This window comes from Paraprevotella clara YIT 11840 (assembly GCF_000233955.1).
GTDB lineage: Bacteria > Bacteroidota > Bacteroidia > Bacteroidales > Bacteroidaceae > Paraprevotella > Paraprevotella clara.
In genome coordinates this window covers 48,501-67,220 of record NZ_JH376579.1, presented here as the reverse complement: position 1 = coordinate 67,220, position 18,720 = coordinate 48,501, and the positions used below count along the sequence as shown (strand labels likewise).

General features: G+C 49.3%; 16 protein-coding genes. 14 read left to right on the top strand and 2 right to left on the bottom strand.

Going from position 1 to position 18,720, the window contains the following annotated elements:
- The first annotated feature begins 254 nt into the window (after positions 1-254).
- From murG to HMPREF9441_RS01005, 9 genes are all read left to right on the top strand, one after another.
- Positions 255-1,382 (top strand): undecaprenyldiphospho-muramoylpentapeptide beta-N-acetylglucosaminyltransferase, encoded by a 1,128-nt coding sequence (murG, locus tag HMPREF9441_RS01045; RefSeq protein WP_008617044.1) that lies wholly within the window; start codon positions 255-257, stop codon positions 1,380-1,382.
- A 69-nt stretch (positions 1,383-1,451) separates the two neighbouring features.
- Positions 1,452-2,828: a UDP-N-acetylmuramate--L-alanine ligase gene (murC, locus tag HMPREF9441_RS01040; protein ID WP_008617041.1), complete on the top strand. Its 1,377-nt coding sequence runs from the start codon at positions 1,452-1,454 to the stop codon at positions 2,826-2,828.
- The gene (locus HMPREF9441_RS01035; protein WP_008617039.1) at positions 2,825-3,562 is read left to right on the top strand and encodes a cell division protein FtsQ/DivIB; all 738 of its coding nucleotides are present in this window, start codon (positions 2,825-2,827) and stop codon (positions 3,560-3,562) included. Before murC ends, HMPREF9441_RS01035 begins: the two co-directional genes overlap by 4 nt.
- Position 3,563: 1 nt before the next feature.
- Positions 3,564-4,916: a cell division protein FtsA gene (ftsA, locus tag HMPREF9441_RS01030; RefSeq protein ID WP_008617037.1), complete on the top strand. Its 1,353-nt coding sequence runs from the start codon at positions 3,564-3,566 to the stop codon at positions 4,914-4,916.
- A gap of 21 nt (positions 4,917-4,937) precedes the next feature.
- Positions 4,938-6,257: a cell division protein FtsZ gene (gene ftsZ / locus HMPREF9441_RS01025; RefSeq protein ID WP_008617035.1), complete on the top strand. Its 1,320-nt coding sequence runs from the start codon at positions 4,938-4,940 to the stop codon at positions 6,255-6,257.
- Between the two features lie 22 nt (positions 6,258-6,279).
- Positions 6,280-6,729, top strand: a complete 450-nt coding sequence (locus HMPREF9441_RS01020) for a GatB/YqeY domain-containing protein (protein WP_008617033.1) — start codon at positions 6,280-6,282, stop codon at positions 6,727-6,729.
- Positions 6,730-6,966: 237 nt separating this feature from the next.
- A complete protein-coding gene (locus tag HMPREF9441_RS01015) occupies positions 6,967-7,332 on the top strand; it encodes a hypothetical protein (protein WP_008617031.1) in 366 nt (121 codons plus the stop codon).
- Positions 7,333-7,406: 74 nt separating this feature from the next.
- The gene (locus HMPREF9441_RS01010) at positions 7,407-8,225 is read left to right on the top strand and encodes a 1-acyl-sn-glycerol-3-phosphate acyltransferase (protein WP_172634894.1); all 819 of its coding nucleotides are present in this window, start codon (positions 7,407-7,409) and stop codon (positions 8,223-8,225) included.
- A gap of 23 nt (positions 8,226-8,248) precedes the next feature.
- Positions 8,249-9,181: a GNAT family N-acetyltransferase gene (locus HMPREF9441_RS01005; RefSeq protein ID WP_008617016.1), complete on the top strand. Its 933-nt coding sequence runs from the start codon at positions 8,249-8,251 to the stop codon at positions 9,179-9,181.
- Positions 9,182-9,208: 27 nt separating this feature from the next.
- On the opposite strand, the gene dgt is transcribed toward HMPREF9441_RS01005, so the two are convergent.
- Positions 9,209-10,564, bottom strand: a complete 1,356-nt coding sequence (gene dgt, locus HMPREF9441_RS01000) for a dGTP triphosphohydrolase (protein WP_172634897.1) — start codon at positions 10,562-10,564, stop codon at positions 9,209-9,211.
- Positions 10,565-10,694: 130 nt separating this feature from the next.
- Here dgt and dut point away from each other — a divergent pair, with 130 nt between their 5' ends.
- Genes dut through HMPREF9441_RS00980 form a run of 4 tightly spaced genes read left to right on the top strand, consistent with a single transcriptional unit; the run spans position 10,695 to position 15,035 of the window.
- On the top strand, positions 10,695-11,129 hold the full coding sequence (gene dut, locus HMPREF9441_RS00995) for a dUTP diphosphatase (RefSeq protein WP_039864727.1): 435 nt from the start codon (positions 10,695-10,697) through the stop codon (positions 11,127-11,129).
- A 5-nt stretch (positions 11,130-11,134) separates the two neighbouring features.
- Entirely contained in the window at positions 11,135-12,880 is a 1,746-nt protein-coding gene (locus tag HMPREF9441_RS00990; protein ID WP_009392068.1) for a tetratricopeptide repeat protein, read from the top strand.
- Positions 12,877-13,713, top strand: coding sequence for a DUF4292 domain-containing protein (locus tag HMPREF9441_RS00985; RefSeq protein ID WP_008617008.1), 837 nt, complete (start codon positions 12,877-12,879; stop codon positions 13,711-13,713). Before HMPREF9441_RS00990 ends, HMPREF9441_RS00985 begins: the two co-directional genes overlap by 4 nt.
- The gene (locus HMPREF9441_RS00980) at positions 13,710-15,035 is read left to right on the top strand and encodes a murein hydrolase activator EnvC family protein (RefSeq protein WP_008617007.1); all 1,326 of its coding nucleotides are present in this window, start codon (positions 13,710-13,712) and stop codon (positions 15,033-15,035) included. The genes HMPREF9441_RS00985 and HMPREF9441_RS00980 overlap by 4 nt, the downstream gene beginning before the upstream one ends.
- A 31-nt stretch (positions 15,036-15,066) precedes the next feature.
- On the opposite strand, the gene HMPREF9441_RS00975 is transcribed toward HMPREF9441_RS00980, so the two are convergent.
- The gene (locus tag HMPREF9441_RS00975; protein ID WP_172634893.1) at positions 15,067-16,128 is read right to left on the bottom strand and encodes a M20 family metallo-hydrolase; all 1,062 of its coding nucleotides are present in this window, start codon (positions 16,126-16,128) and stop codon (positions 15,067-15,069) included.
- Between the two features lie 119 nt (positions 16,129-16,247).
- Between HMPREF9441_RS00975 and HMPREF9441_RS00970 the strand changes: the two genes are divergently transcribed.
- The gene (locus HMPREF9441_RS00970) at positions 16,248-18,137 is read left to right on the top strand and encodes an AMP-dependent synthetase/ligase (protein WP_008617005.1); all 1,890 of its coding nucleotides are present in this window, start codon (positions 16,248-16,250) and stop codon (positions 18,135-18,137) included.
- Positions 18,138-18,720 lie beyond the last annotated feature (583 nt).

The following is an 18,720-nucleotide window of genomic DNA, read 5'->3' as shown; positions in this document are numbered from 1 at the left end:
GTTTTCAATAATTTATGTCTTGTGAATCACTTGCCGCAGATTGGAAAATTTTTCTCAGGCGAACGAAAAATCATTCGGCTGAGATTGGAAAATCGTTCGGCTGAGAATGATTTGTCATCTTCCGTAAGGGCGTAGAATGACAGGCTGTGAAGGTCTGAAATGTAAGAAATAATTCATTTTCAGAATAAAATAAGGAAGAAAAAAGGGTAGAAATACCGGATTTATTATTATTTTTGCTGATAAAATTCAGTTTCATGAGAGAAGAGTTAAGGATTATCGTGAGCGGAGGAGGAACGGGCGGACATATATTCCCGGCCGTGTCCATTGCGAATGCCATCAAATCGCAGCATCCGGAAGCCGAGATATTGTTCGTCGGAGCCGAAGGGCGGATGGAGATGCAGCGTGTTCCGGCTGCCGGTTATCCTATCAAGGCATTACCGATTTGCGGTTTCGACCGCAAGCATTTGCTGAAGAATATTGCCGTGCTTTTCAAGATTTGGAAAAGCCGCAGGATGGCGAGGAAGATTATCCGTGATTTCAGGCCGATGGCAGCCGTGGGAGTAGGAGGCTATGCCAGCGGTCCCACGTTGAATATGGCCGAGGCGATGGGAATCCCCACATTGATACAGGAGCAGAACTCGTATGCCGGAGTGACCAATAAGTTGCTGGCCAAGCGGGCCGATAAGATTTGTGTGGCTTACGACGGAATGGAGCGTTTTTTCCCGAAAGAGAAAATCATCCTGACGGGAAACCCTGTCCGTCAAGGTTTGCTGGAGAACACCAAAAGCCGCGAAGAGGCTTTGGCCGACTTCGGCCTGTTGCCGGGGCTGAAAACGGTGCTCCTGATAGGCGGTAGCCTGGGAGCGCGTACTTTGAACGAGAGTGTGCTCGCTAATCTTACGGCCATCTCGGCTTCCGGTGTGCAGTTTATCTGGCAGACGGGAGGTTATTATTTTGCCCAGATACAGGAACAGTTGAAACTGAAGGGACAGCCCGACAATCTGTTTGTGACGGATTTCATCGCCAAGATGGAAGACGCATACGCGGCTGCCGATTTGGTTATTTCAAGGGCTGGGGCCAGCAGCATCTCGGAATTGTGCCTGTTGGGTAAGCCGGCCATATTGGTGCCTTCGCCGAACGTGGCCGAGGACCACCAGACTAAAAATGCGTTGGCCCTGGTCGACAAACAGGCCGCGCTTTACGTCAAAGATGCCGAGGCCGTGAACAAATTAATCGGTCTGGCTCTGAATGTCATCCGGGATGCGGACAAGTTGTCCGCATTGAGCCGGAATATCAAAGCCATGGCCTTCACGGACTCTGCCGACCGCATTGCGGAAGAGGTTTGCAAACTCGCTGTGGCATATAGGGAAAACCGCGATTAAGCGAGCGCGGAGGCAAGCTCGCTTGCCTCTGCCGAGCGGGAGCGGTTTATTTAAAGGAAGAAGTAGAAGATGGAAATGAACGCGATAAAAGCAGTGTATTTCGTAGGGATAGGCGGAATCGGCATGAGTGCCATCGCCCGTTATTTCCTGCAGAAAGGGCTTTGTGTGGGAGGCTACGACCGCACGCCTTCCGAACTCACGCGGAAGTTGCAGGAAGAGGGTGCCCGGATTCACTATGAAGAGGATGTGGAACAAATCCCTTCCGCCTGCCGGGACAAAGACACTTGCCTGGTGGTTTATACACCGGCCATCCCCGGCGAGCATGCCGAGCTGGCCTATTTCAAGGCGAACGGATTCGAGATAGAGAAACGTGCGCAGGTGTTGGGTACGTTGACGCGTGCCCATAAAGGGCTTTGTGTGGCCGGGACGCATGGGAAAACCACCACATCGTCCATGGCGGCTCATATCCTGCATCAGAGTCACGTGGACTGCAATGCCTTTTTGGGCGGCATCACCAAGAATTACGGTACGAATTACATTCTTTCTCCGAAGAGCGATTACGTGGTCATCGAAGCCGACGAGTTCGACCGTTCTTTTCATTGGCTGACGCCATATGCGTCTGTGATTACAGCCACCGACCCCGACCACTTGGATATCTACGGGACGAAAGAGGCCTATCTGGAAAGTTTCAGAAAATATACTTCCTTGATTCGTCCGGGAGGTTTCCTGGTCTTGCACGAGGGACTGGAGATGCAGCCGGATGTACAAGAGGGGGTGACGACCTATTCCTATAGCCGGGGACACGGGGATTTCCATGCGGAGAACATCCGTATCGGTGACGGTGAAATATATTTTGATTTTATCTCTCCGTTAGGGCATATCAAGGATGTGCAGTTGGGAGTTCCCGTAAGCATTAATATCGAGAACGGGATAGCGGCTATGGCCTTGGCGCAAATCAGCGGCGTGACACCGGAAGAGATAAAGCGGGGTATGGCTTCGTTCAGAGGAGTGGACCGCCGTTTCGACTTCCGGTTGAAAGACGATAAGGCCGTTTTCCTGACGGACTATGCCCATCATCCGGCCGAGATACGCCAAAGCGTGATATCCATCCGCGAACTGTACCGGGGAAAGAAGATTGCAGCGATATTCCAACCCCATCTTTATACGCGTACGCGTGATTTTTATAAAGAGTTTGCCGAGAGCCTCTCGCTGTTGGACGAGGTGATTCTTACGGATATTTATCCTGCCCGTGAAACGCCTATCCCGGGCGTGACGAGCCGGCTGATATATGACCGTCTGGCTCCTACGGTGAAGAAATGCCTGTGCCGGAAGGAAGACGTGCCGGAGATAGTGCGGCAGTCGGATGCGGATGTATTTATATTGTTAGGAGCCGGGGATTTGGAATCCTATGCTCCGCAGATTACGGAGATATTGAAAGAGAGATGATTAAGAAGCTGGCCATTATATTGTTGTTGGTGGGACTGTTTTGCTATTTTATCGCAGCAGTCACGGTGTTGAACAAACCCAAGGAAGGGCTTGTGTGCAATGGCGTGGAGGTTGTGGTCGAAGACAGTCTGCAGACCGGTTTTATCCAGTCGGGAGAAGTGTTGAGGCTGTTGGAAAGCCGTAAATGCAACCCGACGGGACAAAAAATGGACCAGGTGATGTTGAGCCGGATAGAAGAGGCTTTGCGGAAGAATCCTTATATCGAGGATGTAACAAGCTATAAGACGCCCGGCGGGAAGGTGTGTGTGCGCGTCAAGCAGCGTCTGCCTATATTGCATGTCATGTCTTCCGACGGACAGAACTACTATCTGGACCGTGCGGGCCGGCAGATGCCGAAATCGTCCTATTACGCCGACTTGGTCGTGGCGACCGGAGATATCACACCGCAGTATGCCCGGCAGAATCTGACTCGTCTGGGGAGGCTGATACAAGATAACCCGTTCTGGAACCACCAAATCCAGCAGATTCATGTGCTGGAGAATGGCGAGGTGGAATTAGTGCCCCGAGTAGGGGAACATACGATCCTTTTGGGGCGTCCCACAAATGTGGAAGACAAACTGGGCAGGATGAAAGAGTTTTATACGGAAGGACTGAACAAGGTGGGGTGGAATAAGTACTCCCAGATCAGCCTGAAGTATAACAATCAAATTATTTGCAAGAAAAATAAGAAATGATATGGCTGTAGAGAAAGAAATCATTGTAGCGGTAGAATTCGGCTCCTCGAAGATACGAGGTGTGGCCGGGTGCAAGAATATAGACGGCAGTGTGCAGGTGCTGGATATCGAACAGGTAGATGCACGGCACTGTATCCGAAAGGGTGTGGTTTATAATATAGACAAGACCGTGATGTGTTTGAAACACATTGTCGACAAGATGGAGAATGCACTGGATATGCGTGTGCGTAAGGTCTTTGTCGGAATAGGAGGCCAGTCGTTACGGGCAAAGAAGAACACGGTGTCACGTCAGTTTGCCACAAAAACCGTGGTTTCGCAAGAGTTGGTGGATTCTTTGCTCAAAACCAACAGGAATACGGTATATGCCGGCTATGAAATACTGGAAGTGGTTCCGCAGGAATATCATGTGGGTTTGGATACTACGGTAGACCCGGTCGGGGTCTTGAGCAGCCAGATAGACGGAACCTATCTGAATATCATCGCTAAAACGGAAATCAAAGAATATATTCTGAAATGTGTGGAGGCGGTCGGGCTTGACGTGGCCGGCATGTTTGTGGCACCGATGGCTTTAGCCGGCTGCGTGCTGACGGATACGGAGAAGCGTTCGGGCTGTGCTCTTGTGGATTTCGGTTACGGAACGACTACTGTCGCAGTATATAAAGGCAACTTGTTGCGTCATCTGGCAGTGATACCGTTAGGAGGAAATAATATCACTCAGGATCTTTGCAGCCTGCAAATTGATGAGGATGAAGCGGAAGGGCTGAAAATGAAATACGGTTCGGCTTATTCCGATCTGAGCAGTGAAGAACTGGCCAAGAATCTTTTGGTGAACAACGGTCGTACGATTGAGGAGCGTTTGTTGGTGGACATTGTAGAGGCTCGTGAGGAAGAAATCTTGAGCAATGTGGCAGCGCAGATCCGTAATAGCGGCTATCAGGATAAGTTGTTGGCCGGAATTGTCATTTCGGGTGCGGCATCCAATGTGAAGAATCTCGATAAAGCGGCTTCAGTCCGTCTTCATCCGGATAAAACGCGTTTTGCACGTATCGTACCTTTTGCGTTACAAGCTGTTCATGCCGAGCAGGTGGTGAAGGACGGTTCTTTAAATACTTTGTTGGCGTTGATGAACGAAGGAAACCAGAATTGTGTGGAACCCAAGGTCGTAGTGAAGGAGGAAGTGCCCGAGGAGGTTGTAGAAGAAAAGGAAATACCGCAGACTGCTCCCAATTTTGTTCCGGTAGAGGAAACGCATAAGGAAGTCTACGAAAGAGAGGAACCGAAGAATAAAGGGGGAATTTGGAAGAAGTTTAAGGAGAAGCTTGTGGATTTGACTAAAACGGTAACTGAAGAATAACATAGAAAAACAAAATAGATTATGCAAGAAGAAACAGATATTCGGTTTAACTTCAAAACGAACAGCCCGAGCATCATTAAGGTGATCGGAGTGGGAGGTGGCGGAGGTAACGCCGTCAATCACATGTATAAGGAAGGTATTCATGATGTGAGTTTTGTGCTGTGTAATACCGACAATCAGGCTTTGAGCGACTCTCCTATCCCGACACGTCTGCAATTGGGGACAGAAGGCTTGGGAGCCGGAAACCGCCCCGAGCGTGCGCGGCAGGCGGCCATGGAGAGTCTGGACGGTATAAAAGAAATGCTGAACGACGGAACCCGTATGGTTTTCATTACGGCCGGAATGGGAGGCGGTACCGGAACCGGTGCAGCTCCCGTGATAGCGCAATGTGCCAAGGAAATGGGTATCCTGACGGTCGGTATCGTGACTATACCGTTCCGTTTTGAGGGGTTGAAGAAAATAGACCAGGCATTGGACGGGGTGGAGGAAATATCCAAGCATGTCGATGCGCTGTTGGTTATCAATAATGAACGCTTGCGCGAGATTTATCCGGAGCTTACGGTGCTGAATGCCTTTGCCAAGGCAGACGATACGTTGTCCGTGGCCGCCAAGAGCATAGCCGAAATTATTACGGTACATGGTATTGTAAACCTCGACTTCCAGGATGTGACCACGGTGTTGAAAGACGGTGGTGTGGCCATCATGAGTACTGGATTCGGAGAGGGTGAAGGACGTGTGCGCCAAGCTATCGAAAGTGCGCTTCATTCTCCGTTGCTCAATAACAACGACATATTCAACTCCAAGAAGGTGTTGCTGAGCATTTCGTTCTGTGATCAGGAAGAGAGCGACCAGTTGACCATGGAAGAGATGAACGAAGTGCATGAATTTATGAGTAAGTTCGGTGATGATGTGGAGACGAAGTTCGGATTGGCCACGGATGCCACGTTGGAGAAGAAGGTGAAGATCACAGTGCTGGCTACCGGATTCGGTCTGAAGAACGTGCCGGGTATGGATAATGTGATGGCCAAGCATGGCATTGAAGACGAAGAGGCGCGGGCTCAGAAAGAGGAAATAGCCGTAAAGAAGGCCGAACGTCGGCGTGAGTTTTACACGCATGACATGAATCAAAGAGAAATCAAGCGTCCGCATCATCTTTATATTTTCGGAGAAGACGATTTGGATAATGACGATGTGATTTCCATGGTGGAAGATACGCCTACCTACAAGCGTAGCAAGGAAGTGCTGGCCAGCATCAAGAGCAAGACGGCCGGGATGGATAACGCGGCCGATAGCATGGCGGCAGGAACTAATGGAGAGGAAAAGTCGATGATAGTTTTTTAGTATATGATAAAAGGAATAAGATATGGCACTTTTTGAACAAATCAGCAAGGATATCGTAGTGGCCATGAAGGCCAAGGATAAAGTCGCGTTGGAAGCGTTGCGGAACATCAAGAAGTTCTTCCTGGAAGCCAAAACCGCTCCGGGGGCAAACGATGAGTTGACGGATGATGCGGCTATGAAGATTTTAGCTAAACTGGCCAAGCAGGGTAAGGACACTGCGGCTTTATACGTGGAGCAGGGACGCCAGGACTTGGCCGATGAAGAGCTGGCCCAGGTGGAAGTCATCAGCCGTTACCTGCCCAAACAGCTCTCGGCAGAAGAACTGGAACAGGAAATCAAAGCCATCATAGCTGCCGTGGGCGCTACGAGTGCCAAGGATATGGGCAAAGTGATGGGTACGGCCACGAAACAGTTGGCGGGCAAAGCTGACGGTAAGGCTATCAGTGCCTTAGTAAAGCAATTATTGGCCTGACGGTTGGGAATAAAATTAACGGAGGCCGGATGTAACGATACGGAATGAAAGTAGGGTAACATCCGGCTTTTGTTGGTTCTTATCCGGTTTTGAAGGGCGGGATATTGAAACGGAAATGAGAGCGGAGCGGGGATTTCAAACCTTATATGTCTAATATTTCTTAAAATATTCGGCCTTCACCTTGGATACTGATAGTTTCATTCTATTTTTGCAAAATAGAAGTTAATTTTAAACGTAATGTGTAGGTATAGTTGGAAAAAGGTTAGTTTGTGGGCACTATTGACGTTCTTTAGTACCGTAAGCGCTTCGGCTGTAGACCGCGTGTCCATCCGGGCCAAAGCCGATTCGGTAGGACGTGATGTGTCTTTTTCCGAATATACTCATATTTACAGAACGAAAAGGGTCTCTTCGACTTATCCGATTAAGATTAAGATGAAGGGAGGTTCGTTGTTGGTTACGAGCCAACATTCCCAGATGCTTCCGGTGTATAAGGGCAATGGTGTATTTTACGGGTTGTTCCGACTGAACAAAGGGACAAACTGGATTAGTGGATTGCCGAAGGGTACTTATATCATTAACAACTCTAAAGTGACGGTATCGTGAGACATCTTTACGAATAGGGGAGATTAAGTTAAAGATGGAGGGTTGCTGTTGCAATGGAGACAAAGGAAAGAATCATGCCGGATAAAGCTGTGACATTAATCGATCTTGATGACATCATACGGACGCGTGCCGGAAAGAAAGCCAAATATATTCCCGGTTTTCTGATTAACGGGCTCAAACGTCTCATTCATCAGGATTTCATTAATGAGTATCTGCGTCAAGGTTATGTCGGTGTTGACTTTTGTGAACACACACTGGCTTATTTGGATGTGAAGGTAAAAGTGGACGGTTTGGAAAACATTTCCGATTTATCCCGAAAATATACTTTTGTGTCCAACCATCCGTTGGGAGCCATAGACGGGGTGACTTTGGGAATGGTGCTCGGCCGTCATTACGACGGGAAGATTAAGTATTTGGTGAATGATCTTCTGATGAACCTGAAAGGATTGGCTCCCCTATGTATACCTATCAATAAGTTGGGGAAACAGGCGCGTAACTTCCCTCAAATGGTAGAAAATACTTTTCGTTCCGACGACCAGGTCATCATGTTTCCGGCCGGCATTTGTTCGCGGCGTATGAAAGACGGCAGCATAAGGGACTTGGCATGGAACAAGACGTTTATCGTGAAAAGTGTGGCTACCCGGCGGGATGTGGTGCCTATACATTTTATAGGGCAGAATTCCGACCGCTTTTATTCCATCGCGGAATGGTGCAAACGGTTGCATCTCAAGTTTAACCTGGCCATGCTGTTTTTACCCGATGAGATGTACCGCAGCAGGCATGGCGAGTATCGGGTCGTAATCGGGAAACCGATACCATGGAGCACGTTCGACAAATCCAAAAGCCCCCAACAGTGGGCGCAGGAAGTGAAGGAACAAGTGTATAAGTTATAAAGAGAAGAAAACAGATTGATGATATGGAAGAAATCATAGCTCCGGTGAGTAAAGAACTGCTGAAGGCAGAACTGACCGCGGATAAGAGGTTGCGTTATACGAACAAAAGCCACAATGAGATATACGTGGTGACGTGGCAGGATTCACCGAATGTGCTTCGTGAAATCGGCCGTTTGCGTGAAATCGCTTTCCGGGCTGCCGGTGGAGGTACGGGGATGTCGCTCGATTTGGACGACTTCGACATGATGGAAGAACCCTATAAGCAGTTGATCGTGTGGGACCCCGATGTAGAAGCCATTTTAGGCGGTTATCGTTACCTGTTGGGGGCAAAGGTGAAGCTGAGGGAGGACGGGCAACCCATTTTGGCCACTTCCCACATGTTCCACTTCTCGGAAAACTTTATGAGAAACTATATGCCTTATACGATAGAACTCGGACGTTCGTTCGTGACGTTGGAATACCAGAGTACGCGCCAAGGTTCAAAAGGCCTGTTCACTTTGGACAACTTGTGGGACGGTCTGGGGGCATTGACGGTTTTAGTGCCTGACGTACGCTATTATTTCGGCAAGATGACCATGTATCCGTCTTATAACCGTTATGGGCGTGATATGATTCTGTATTTTCTGAAAAAGCATTTCGAGGATAAGGACAGGCTGATAGTGCCGATTCATCCCTTGCAACTGGAAGCCGATACGGAAGAATTGCGTAAATTGTTCGTTTACGAGGATTTCAAGGAAGACTATAAGATATTGAATTCGGAAGTTCGCAAGCTGGGTTATAATATCCCGCCTTTGGTGAACGCTTACATGGGGTTGTCGCCCACGATGAAGATGTTCGGCACGGCTATCAACGACGAATTCGGCGACGTGGAGGAGACCGGCATCCTGATTGCTGTGGACGAGATTCGGGAGGAAAAGCGCAGGCGGCACATTGAAACCTTCTCCGGACGCGGATAACGGAAGAGGGCGGCCTGATCCTCTCGGTTATACGAAAGGCAGGCTCATGCCATTGATTTTACGATATAAATCCAACGCATATACGTCCGTCATGCCGGAGATGTAATCCAATACGGCCATGATGCGGTCGTAGAGCCGTTCGGCACCGATGTCGTACTGTTGCGACACGCGGTTGATGAGTAACTGCGAATACGCTTTTTCTGGGTGGCATACCGCTTCTGTCATGAGTTCCAACAGTGTGGTGATAACCTGAAAACCGGCCAGTTCGATATCCACGACATCCTTGCTCCGGTAAATCTTGGCGTATGCCATGCTTTCGCAAGCTTTGTAAGCCCTTCGCGGCGTTTCGGAAATGTGGTCGATGAGGCACCCCTCAAAGGTACCGGCCAGGATTTCTTCTTCATTGTCCAAAAAGACCTTTACGCATTCACTTTCCAGGCAACCGATGACACAGGAACGCAGGTAGACGATTTGTTCGTTGATGTCGCTGACGTATTGCAGGTTTTTTCGGATACTTTTTTGGCGTTCTTCCTCGAAGAAGCCCAGCAATAAGCTTTGAGTCTCGTCCGTACTGAGGATTTTCAGTTTATGCGCATCCTCGATGTCCATAATCTCATAACAAATGTCATCGGCCGCTTCTACCAAATATACGAAGGGATGGCGCACATATCGCAGGCTGCCTTCTACGCTGGCCTGGCGAGGAATGCCCAGTTCTTCAGCTATCCGTTGGTAGACGGGGATTTCGCTTTGAAAGAAACCGAATTTGGCATGTCCGCCAGCCAGATTGGACGAAAAAGGGTATTTGACGATGGAAGCCAAGGTGGTGTAAGTCATGACAAACCCTCCGTTGCGCCGGCCTTTGAAGTGGTGGGTCAGCAACCTGAATGCGTTGGCGTTTCCTTCGAAATGAATCAGGTCGTTCCATTCCCGTTCGCTGAGCCGGTCCCCGTTCGTGGGGTCGCAGTAGGTCCTCAGCCAGTTGCCTTTGCCTTCGCTGAAGAACGTCCCGATGGCTCTCTCGCCCGAATGTCCGAAGGGCGGATTTCCTAAATCATGTGCCAGGCAGGCGGCCGACACGATGGCACCGGCTTCGCTCAGGTGGCTTCCGGACAGCTCCGGATGCTTTTGCAGGAGTGCCCGAGAGATATCGTTGCCCAAGGAACGTCCTACGCTGGACACCTCCAGACTGTGGGTCAGCCGGTTGTGGACGAATACGCTTCCCGGGAGCGGGAACACCTGCGTTTTGTTCTGCAAACGTCTGAACGGTGCAGAGAATATAAGACGGTCATAATCGCGTTGGAATTCCGTGCGGTCGTCTTTCCGGACCTGGTGATATTTTTCCAATCCCAGTCGTTTGTTGGATATCAGTTGCTGCCAATTCATATTCATTCCTGTAGATTCTTCACAAAAGTAATTAAAAAGGTTGACATTCGCTCTTTTTAGCTAAAAATCAATGGCTGTGTTCAGAGAATTGGTTATTTTTGTACCTCAAAAACAATCATTTCTACATATAATGGAAGTACGTGTTATTAATAAATCCCATCATCCGTTACCTCAATATGCCACTTCGGACTCGGCAGGAATGGATCTTCGTGCCAATCTGGACAGCCCCATCGTGTTGAAACCTCTGGAGCGTTGCCTGGTGCCGACGGGACTCTATATCGCTTTGCCGCACGGGACGGAGGCACAAATCCGGCCGAGGAGCGGACTGGCCTTGAAAAAAGGGATTACCGTGTTGAACTCACCGGGGACGATTGATGCGGACTACCGGGGGGAGATTTGTATCATTCTGGTCAATTTGTCGTCCGAGCCGTTCGAGATACGGGACGGAGAGCGGATTGCGCAGATGGTCGTGGCAAGTTATGAGCAGGCCGGATGGAAGCCTGTGGAGAGTTTGGATGAGACGGAAAGAGGTGCGGGTGGTTTCGGCCATTCGGGAGAAAAATAAAGTCAGTGAAGAAGATTACAGTTTTGATATGCGGAGTCTGGGCCATGTGGTCTGCCTGTTTCACGTCTTGTGCGACGGGAGAGAAGACGCAAGGTATATCGGCCGAGGCACAACGCCGCTTCGATTATTATTATGCCGAGGCCGTGAAGAGCAAGTTGGCCGGGCGTTACGATGATTCTTTCGAGTTGTATAAACATTGTTTGGACATCAAGCCCGATGCGGCCGAGGCGTTATACAATCTCGGATTGTATTATCTGGGGATGGACGACTCTGCCCGATGCGCGTCGCATCTGTCCCGTGCGGTGGATTTGGAGCCGGACAATATATATTATAAGGAAGCCCTTGCGTCTTTTTATTTGCGCAACCGGGATGATGTGAAGGCCGTGCCTGTACTCGAAGATATGGTGCGGTGCAATCCGACCCGTTCGGATGTATTGGCGCAGTTGGTAAACATGTACATGGATCGTGAGCAATACCGCGAGGCAATCAGCGCACTCGACCGCATAGAGACGCTTGAAGGCAAGAATCTGTCCATCAGTATGGAAAAGTTTCGTCTTTATCGTGAATTGAAGGAAGACGATCAAGCCTTTGCCGAATTGGAAAGTCTGGCGCGGGAGAATCCTAATGATTTGGCTTATCGCGTATTAATCGGCGATCAATATCTGTTGCTGCAACAGCCGGATAAAGCTTTTGCCGTTTATGAGGAAGTCCGGAAAAAAGAGCCGGGAAACCAAGCTTTACGCATGTCCATGCTCGATTATTATAAGCAGACGGGCCAAGATTCGCTTTATCAAACCCAGTTGGATGCAATCTTATATGGAAAAGAGACTGACGAACGGGCCAGGGTTATGCTCATGCGTAACTATATCGTAGACCAAGAGAATGCGCATGCCGACAGCACTTTGGTATTAGCCGTTTTCGACCGCATCTTCGATTCTGTCCCTGAGACGGTGGATATGCTGACGCTTTATGCCTCTTATCTGCAAATGAAACATATAAATGACCAGCTCGAACCGGCTTTGGAACGTATTCTGAAGCTTGAGCCGGACAATCAGGTAGCTTTGTACCAGTTGGTGCAACTGGCTGTCCATGCCAATGACTATCCGAAGGTGGCGGACATTTGTACGCGTGCCATCATGCACTATCCGGAACAATTACCCTATTATTTCTATTTAGGTTTCTCTTATTATCAGCTTGAACGTCAGGACAAGGCTTTGGATGTGTTCCGCAAAGGCGTGCGGCAGATTAAACCGGATACGGACCACGGCATTGTGGCCGATATGTATTCCATCATGGGCGACTTGTACTACAGCAACGGACTGAAAGATTCGGCTTTCATTGCATACGACTCCTGTCTGGTGTACAACCCGGAGAATGTCGGTTGCCTGAATAATTACGCTTATTATCTCTCATTGGAAAAAAAGGATTTGGACAAGGCTGAAGAAATGAGCCACCGCACGATTGTGGCGGAACCGGGAAACAAAACCTATATCGACACTTATGCCTGGATTCTTTTTATCAAGGGAAAGTATGCCGAAGCCAAGCTTTATATGGACCGTGTCCTTGTAGGGGATATCGAGAAAGACGAAGAAGTGTCCGGCGGGGTCCTGGAGCATGCCGGGGATATTTATGCACAATGCGGTGACATGGAGGGCGCCTTGAAGTATTGGAAGATGGCGCAGGAAAAGGGGGGAGATGTTTCCCAGCTTTTGAAAAAGAAGATTCAATTGAAAAAGTATATTGAAGAATGAAGAGAATGAATTTCGTATGGGGCGTCCTGATTGCCGCTTTTGTATTGTTGCTCTCAGCTTGCCGTTCCACTAAAAACATAACGCAGACGGAGCCGCAAGGTGAAGGAAGTGCCGTAGAATGGGTAGATAAGATGGCGTTGTCCGGTTTGAAGGAGGGGACTGTCACTTCAAAGATGAACCTTGATTTGAATTTGGGCGGGAAATCTTTGTCGGTGGGTGGAAGCTGTAACTTGAAACGGAATGAGGTGATCCAGCTTTCGCTTGTGGCCATGGGTTTTATGGAAGTAGGACGTCTGGAATTTACGCCCCAATATATGATGATGGTCAACCGGATGGGAAGGGAATACGTAAAGGTGGACTACGCAGACGTGCCTTATTTGCAGCAGGCCGGTGTGGATTTTTATACGTTGCAGGCTCTTTTCTGGAGCGATGTGTTTGTGCCGGGACAGGAAGGCCGGTGGCAAGAGCAGGACTTTACCATCTCGAAGAATCAGGAAAGTACGATTCTGACTTCTAAGGCCGGTTCGTTGTTGCAATGTCAGTTCGTGGTCGACTTGCTGACCGGGTTGATTCGCAATACGTCTATTGTCGCTACAGGTCAAGGTTCCGTGCCCCGTCTGAACTGGACTTATCAGCATTTTGCAAATGTGGAGCAAAAAAGTTTTCCCGATAAGATGCAGTTGTCTGTCACGGGAGCGGGGAAAGACCTGACGGCTGTCTTTTCGCTGAGTAATTTGAAATGGAATGCGAAAAGCATCGAGTTGACTCCGGAACCGGGTGGAAAATACAAGAGGGTCAGTCCCGACCTGATTTTAAAACAACTGATAAAATGAAATGTAGGTTAGTCATGTTTTTTACGGTGTGGATGCTCGTGTCCGGCGGAGGAACGCTGGAGGCGCAGACCAATCGTAAGATCAAGGCACTGCAGACTCAGAAGAAAGAAATACAGAAGGGCTTGACCCGTTCCCGGAAAGAACTGAAAACGACAGAGAAGACCGTAGCCACCAAGCTACGTGACATCAGCATGATAGCCAACCGGCTGGAGGCACGCCAACGTTATATCGACACGATGGAGGTGCAGTTGAAAAAGGTCAGCGACCAGGTAAATACACTGGAACGGAAAGTGGAGCGTACGGCAGCCGAATTGGAAACAAAGAAGGCCGATTATGCCAGAGCCTTGCGTTATGCACGGGCTTGCAAGTCGGTGGGAAGTCCTTTGCTTTTCGTGCTTTCCACCCGTTCTGTGACTCAGATGTACCGTCGTTCGCGTTATGCCCGGGAATATGCCAATTATCAGCGTACGTTGGCAGAGCAAATTGTACGTAAGCAGGATGATTTGCTGGCACAGAAGAATGAATTATTGGGGGTGAAAGCGGAGAAAAACCGTTTGATTGCCGAATGTGAGCAGCAAAAGGCTTTGTTGCAAAAGCAGCATGACGAAGAGCAAAAGAACGTAGCCGGCTTGCGGCAGAAGCAGAAACACCTGAAAAAAGAGGTGGAACAACAGCAACAGCAGCTTTCCGCTTTGGACAAGAAAATAGACCAGATGATAGCCTACGAGGTGGAGCAGGCACGCAAGAGAGCCGAGGCTGCCCGTAAGAAAGCCGAAGCCGAGGCACGCCGGAAAGCGGAGAAGCAGCGGAAGCAGGGCCGTAATCAAGCCGCTTCGGGAAAGAAAGAAGAGAAAAAATCTTCTTCCATCCCTCCGGAGTATAAATGGATTACGCCCCAGGACCAGGCTTTGAATGGCAATTTCGTCCGGAACAAGGGGAGGCTGCCGGTACCTATTACGGGGAGTTACATGGTAGGCAGCCATTTCGGAACCTATAATGTGCCGGGCTTGAAGAATGTACGTTTGGATAATAAGGGAACCAATTACGTAGGGCGTCCCGGAGCTATGGCACGTTCCATTTTCGATGGCGAAGTCTCAGCCGTCTTCCAGTTTGGAGATACCAAGAATGTATTGGTACGCCATGGCAGTTATATTTCTGTTTACTGTAACTTGTCTTCCGTACGGGTAAGCAAGGGACAGAAAGTCAAGGCGCGTGATATTCTGGGTACGGTGGAAAACGACGGTACGGGTAATTGCGTGCTGCACTTCCAACTGCGAAAGGAGACTCAGAAACTGAACCCCGAAGTCTGGATAGGGCGTTGAGAGGCTTTCAGCCGGAGCCGCAAATCTTTCTTTATATCTGTAGGCCGTCTAACAGCTCGATGTATAAGGCTATGGCCTCCCGGATTTCCGTTACGGTGATGTATTCGTCCGCCGTGTGGGAACGTGAGGATTCGCCCGGCCCCATTTTCAAAGACGGGAAGTGCATCAGCGCCTGGTCGGAGAGCGTAGGCGAGCCGAAAGGTGTGCGTCCCAAGGCTTTGGCTTTGGCCACAATGGGATGGTTCTCGTCTATGCGCGAAGAATTCAGGCGGAAAGAGCGGGCTTTCACTTCACCGTCCGTATGGGCGCAGGCCGTCCGGTAGATTTCTTCGTTGGAGTAGTTTTCATTGCTGCGTACGTCTACGGTGAAAACGCATTGGTCCGGCACGACGTTGTGTTGCGTGCCGGCATGGATGACCGTTACACTCATTTTCACGTCTCCCAAGAGCGGGGAGGTCTTCGGAAACCGGTACGTTCTGAACCACTCCATGTCCTTCATGGCTTTGTAAATGGCGTTTTCCCCTTCGTTGCGTGCCGCATGCCCCGACTTGCCGTAGGCAGTGACGTCCAGTACCATCAGCCCTTTTTCGGCAATGGCCGGTTCCATGCCGGTAGGTTCGCCTACTAAGGCCAAGTCGATGTGCGGCAACAAGGGGAGTGCCGATTCTATACCGTTCTTTCCCGAAACTTCTTCTTCGCACGAGGCCAGGAAGATGAGGTTATAGGGTTGTTCCTTGCCGGATAACGTGCAGAAAGCCTGCCACAAGGCGACCACGCTGGCTCCGTCGTCGTTTGTGCCTAATCCGTAAATACGTTCGCCTTCCCTTGTGGGGCGGAACGGGTCTCGCGTCCAACTTGCAGCCGGTTTCACGGTGTCGATATGAGCGTTCAACAGCAGGGTGGGGCGCCCGGTCCGGTAAAACGGCGAGATGCACCAAAGGTTATGTCCTGTACGGTGAGGCGTTTTGCCCCGTTCTTTCATGAAATTTTCCAATAAGTCGGCCACTTCCTTTTCTTCTCTGCTTACGGAGGGAAGGCTTACCATTCGTTCGAGCAGGCCGACGGCTTCCTGTGTCAATGCTTCAATGTCCATAATTGCGTTTCTTTGAGGCAAAGTTAAGGTATTTTGGAGAAAAATTAAATATTTTGAGGTTTTCTTGTGCATCGTTTCATTTAAAACCATATCTTTGTATAGATTAAAAAGTCAAAACTATGCTAAATACAAGTCTTTTCTCAGTGCTCGTCCATGAACAGGCCAAACGTTATGGCGACAAAACGGCCATGAGCTATCGCGATTATGAAAAGAATGTGTGGGTTCCGGTTTCCTGGAATCGGTTTTCGGAAGTCGTACGGAAAGTATCTGCATCCCTGTTGGCTTTGGGGGTGGATGTGCAGGAGAATCTGGCTGTTTTTTCGCAGAACATGCCCGAATGCTTGTACGTGGATTTCGGGGCTTACGGTGTGCGGGCCGTCACGATACCGTTTTATGCTACCAGTTCGGAGAGCCAGGTGGTTTACATGGTGAACGATGCCGAAATTCGTTATGTGTTTGTCGGCGAACAATACCAATACGATATCGCTTTCCGCAGCATGCCTCATTGTCCGACGCTTCAGAAACTGATTATTTTCGATTCTTCCGTGGTAAAGAACCCGCAGGACACGGTGTCGGTTTATTTTGAGGAGTTTTTGCAAGCCGGTGCCGGACATGAAGAGAACGAGGAGTTGAAGCGGCGTGCGGCCGAACTTCGGATGGACGACTTGGCCAATATACTTTATACCTCGGGAACCACGGGGGCCAGCAAGGGGGTGATGTTGAGCCATAGGATGTATCACGATGCGATTATCGCCAATGACGCGGTCCTGACGCTTGGGGAAAAGGATGTCGTGTTGAACTTCCTTCCTTTCACCCATGTGTTTGAGCGGGCGTGGTCTTACCTCTGCTTGTCCGAAGGTGCGCAGTTGGCCGTCAATTTGCGGCCTGCCGACGTGTTGCAGTCGTTGCAGGAAGTGCATCCGACGTGTATGTGTGCCGTACCCCGTTTTTGGGAGAAAGTATATGCCGGCGTGCAGGAGAAGATAAGGCAAAGCAATCCCGTGCAGCGTAAATTGCTGCATGAAGCACTTCAGGTAGGCAAGGCGTATAATGTGCATTACAAGATGCGCGGTCTGATTCCTCCCGTTTCACTGAGGTTGCGGTATGCGTTTTTCGAGAAAACCGTAATCGCTCTTTTAAAACGGACTTTGGGGTTTGAGAACGCTAACTTTTTCCCTACTGCCGGAGCTGCCATTCCACCGGTAGTGGAAGAGTTCGTCCATTCGGCCGGCATCAATATGGTGGCCGGTTATGGATTGACGGAGTCCACAGCCACGGTTTCTTGCGACCGGAACGGGCAACCCAAGACGATAGGGTCCGTAGGGCGGCTCATCGGCGGATTGCAGTTGAAGTTCGGCGAAGACAATGAGATACTGCTGCGCGGAACGTCCATAACCAAAGGATATTACCGGAAGGATGAGGCGACCCGTGCGGCCATCGACGAGGACGGATGGTTCCATACCGGCGATGCCGGTTATCTCAAGAACGGTGAGTTGTTCCTCACCGATCGGATTAAAGATTTGTTCAAGACCTCTAACGGGAAGTACATTGCTCCGCAGATGATAGAGTCGAAACTGGTGGTAGACCGTTACATCGACCAGATTGTAGTGATTGCCGACCAGCGTAAATTCGTATCGGCGCTTATCGTTCCCGAATACAATCTGTTGAAAGATTTTGCCGAACGCCATCATATCCGTTTTACCGATACGGCGGATTTGTGCCGGAATGCCGACATCAACAAGATGTTGCTTTTCCGTATCAATACCTTGCAGCAAGAGTTTGCCCATTATGAACAGGTGAAGCGCATCACGTTGCTGCCCGAGCCGTTCAGCATGGAAAAAGGAGAGCTGACCAATACGTTGAAGGTGAAGCGTCCGGTGGTGAATCGTAACTATGCGGCCGAGATAGAAGCCATGTACGTGGAGGATACGCCGCCGGAAGTGGATAAGTTGTGTACCCTTCCACCGTCGTTGGAGCAGAAAGGGGACGGGATGATTGTGGGGCAATAGGAATCAGGTGGGGATTCTGATGTTCTTGTCGGAATACCATGGATTCCCCACACTCTCTCCATGGATTTTACAAAAAGCCCCTTCATCCTTCAGACTATGCGATAAACTACTGTCATATAATGTGATACGGGATGAAAGATGAAAATGTCATCTTTCATCTTTCTTTCATTGCAGGAGACGGTAAAAAGTTCTGCGCCAAATGATTTATCAATCTCAGCCAAGCGATTTTTCATTCTCAGCCGAATGATTTTTGGTTCTGCACCAAACGAAATGAAGCTTGGCTGAAAGATGTCTGAAACATCTTTCAGCCTGTAACGTTAACATTATGAGTGACTTAATATGTATCCTGAAGGATGAAGGATCTTTTTGTAAAACTCTGGTGTAGGGGGATGTGTCCTAATGGAAGGGTTGCAATATTCTTCATTGGTTATCTGCTATTCTTGATTGTATATTATAGGTTCGTCCGAATTTGGTATTTTCTTATCTGCGAGAATGAATCATTCAAAAATGCTATTTTTTTATTCAAGATTTATATTTCCCTGTAGGCTTTCTCCTCTAATTTTGTGTTCAGCAATCTGAATTA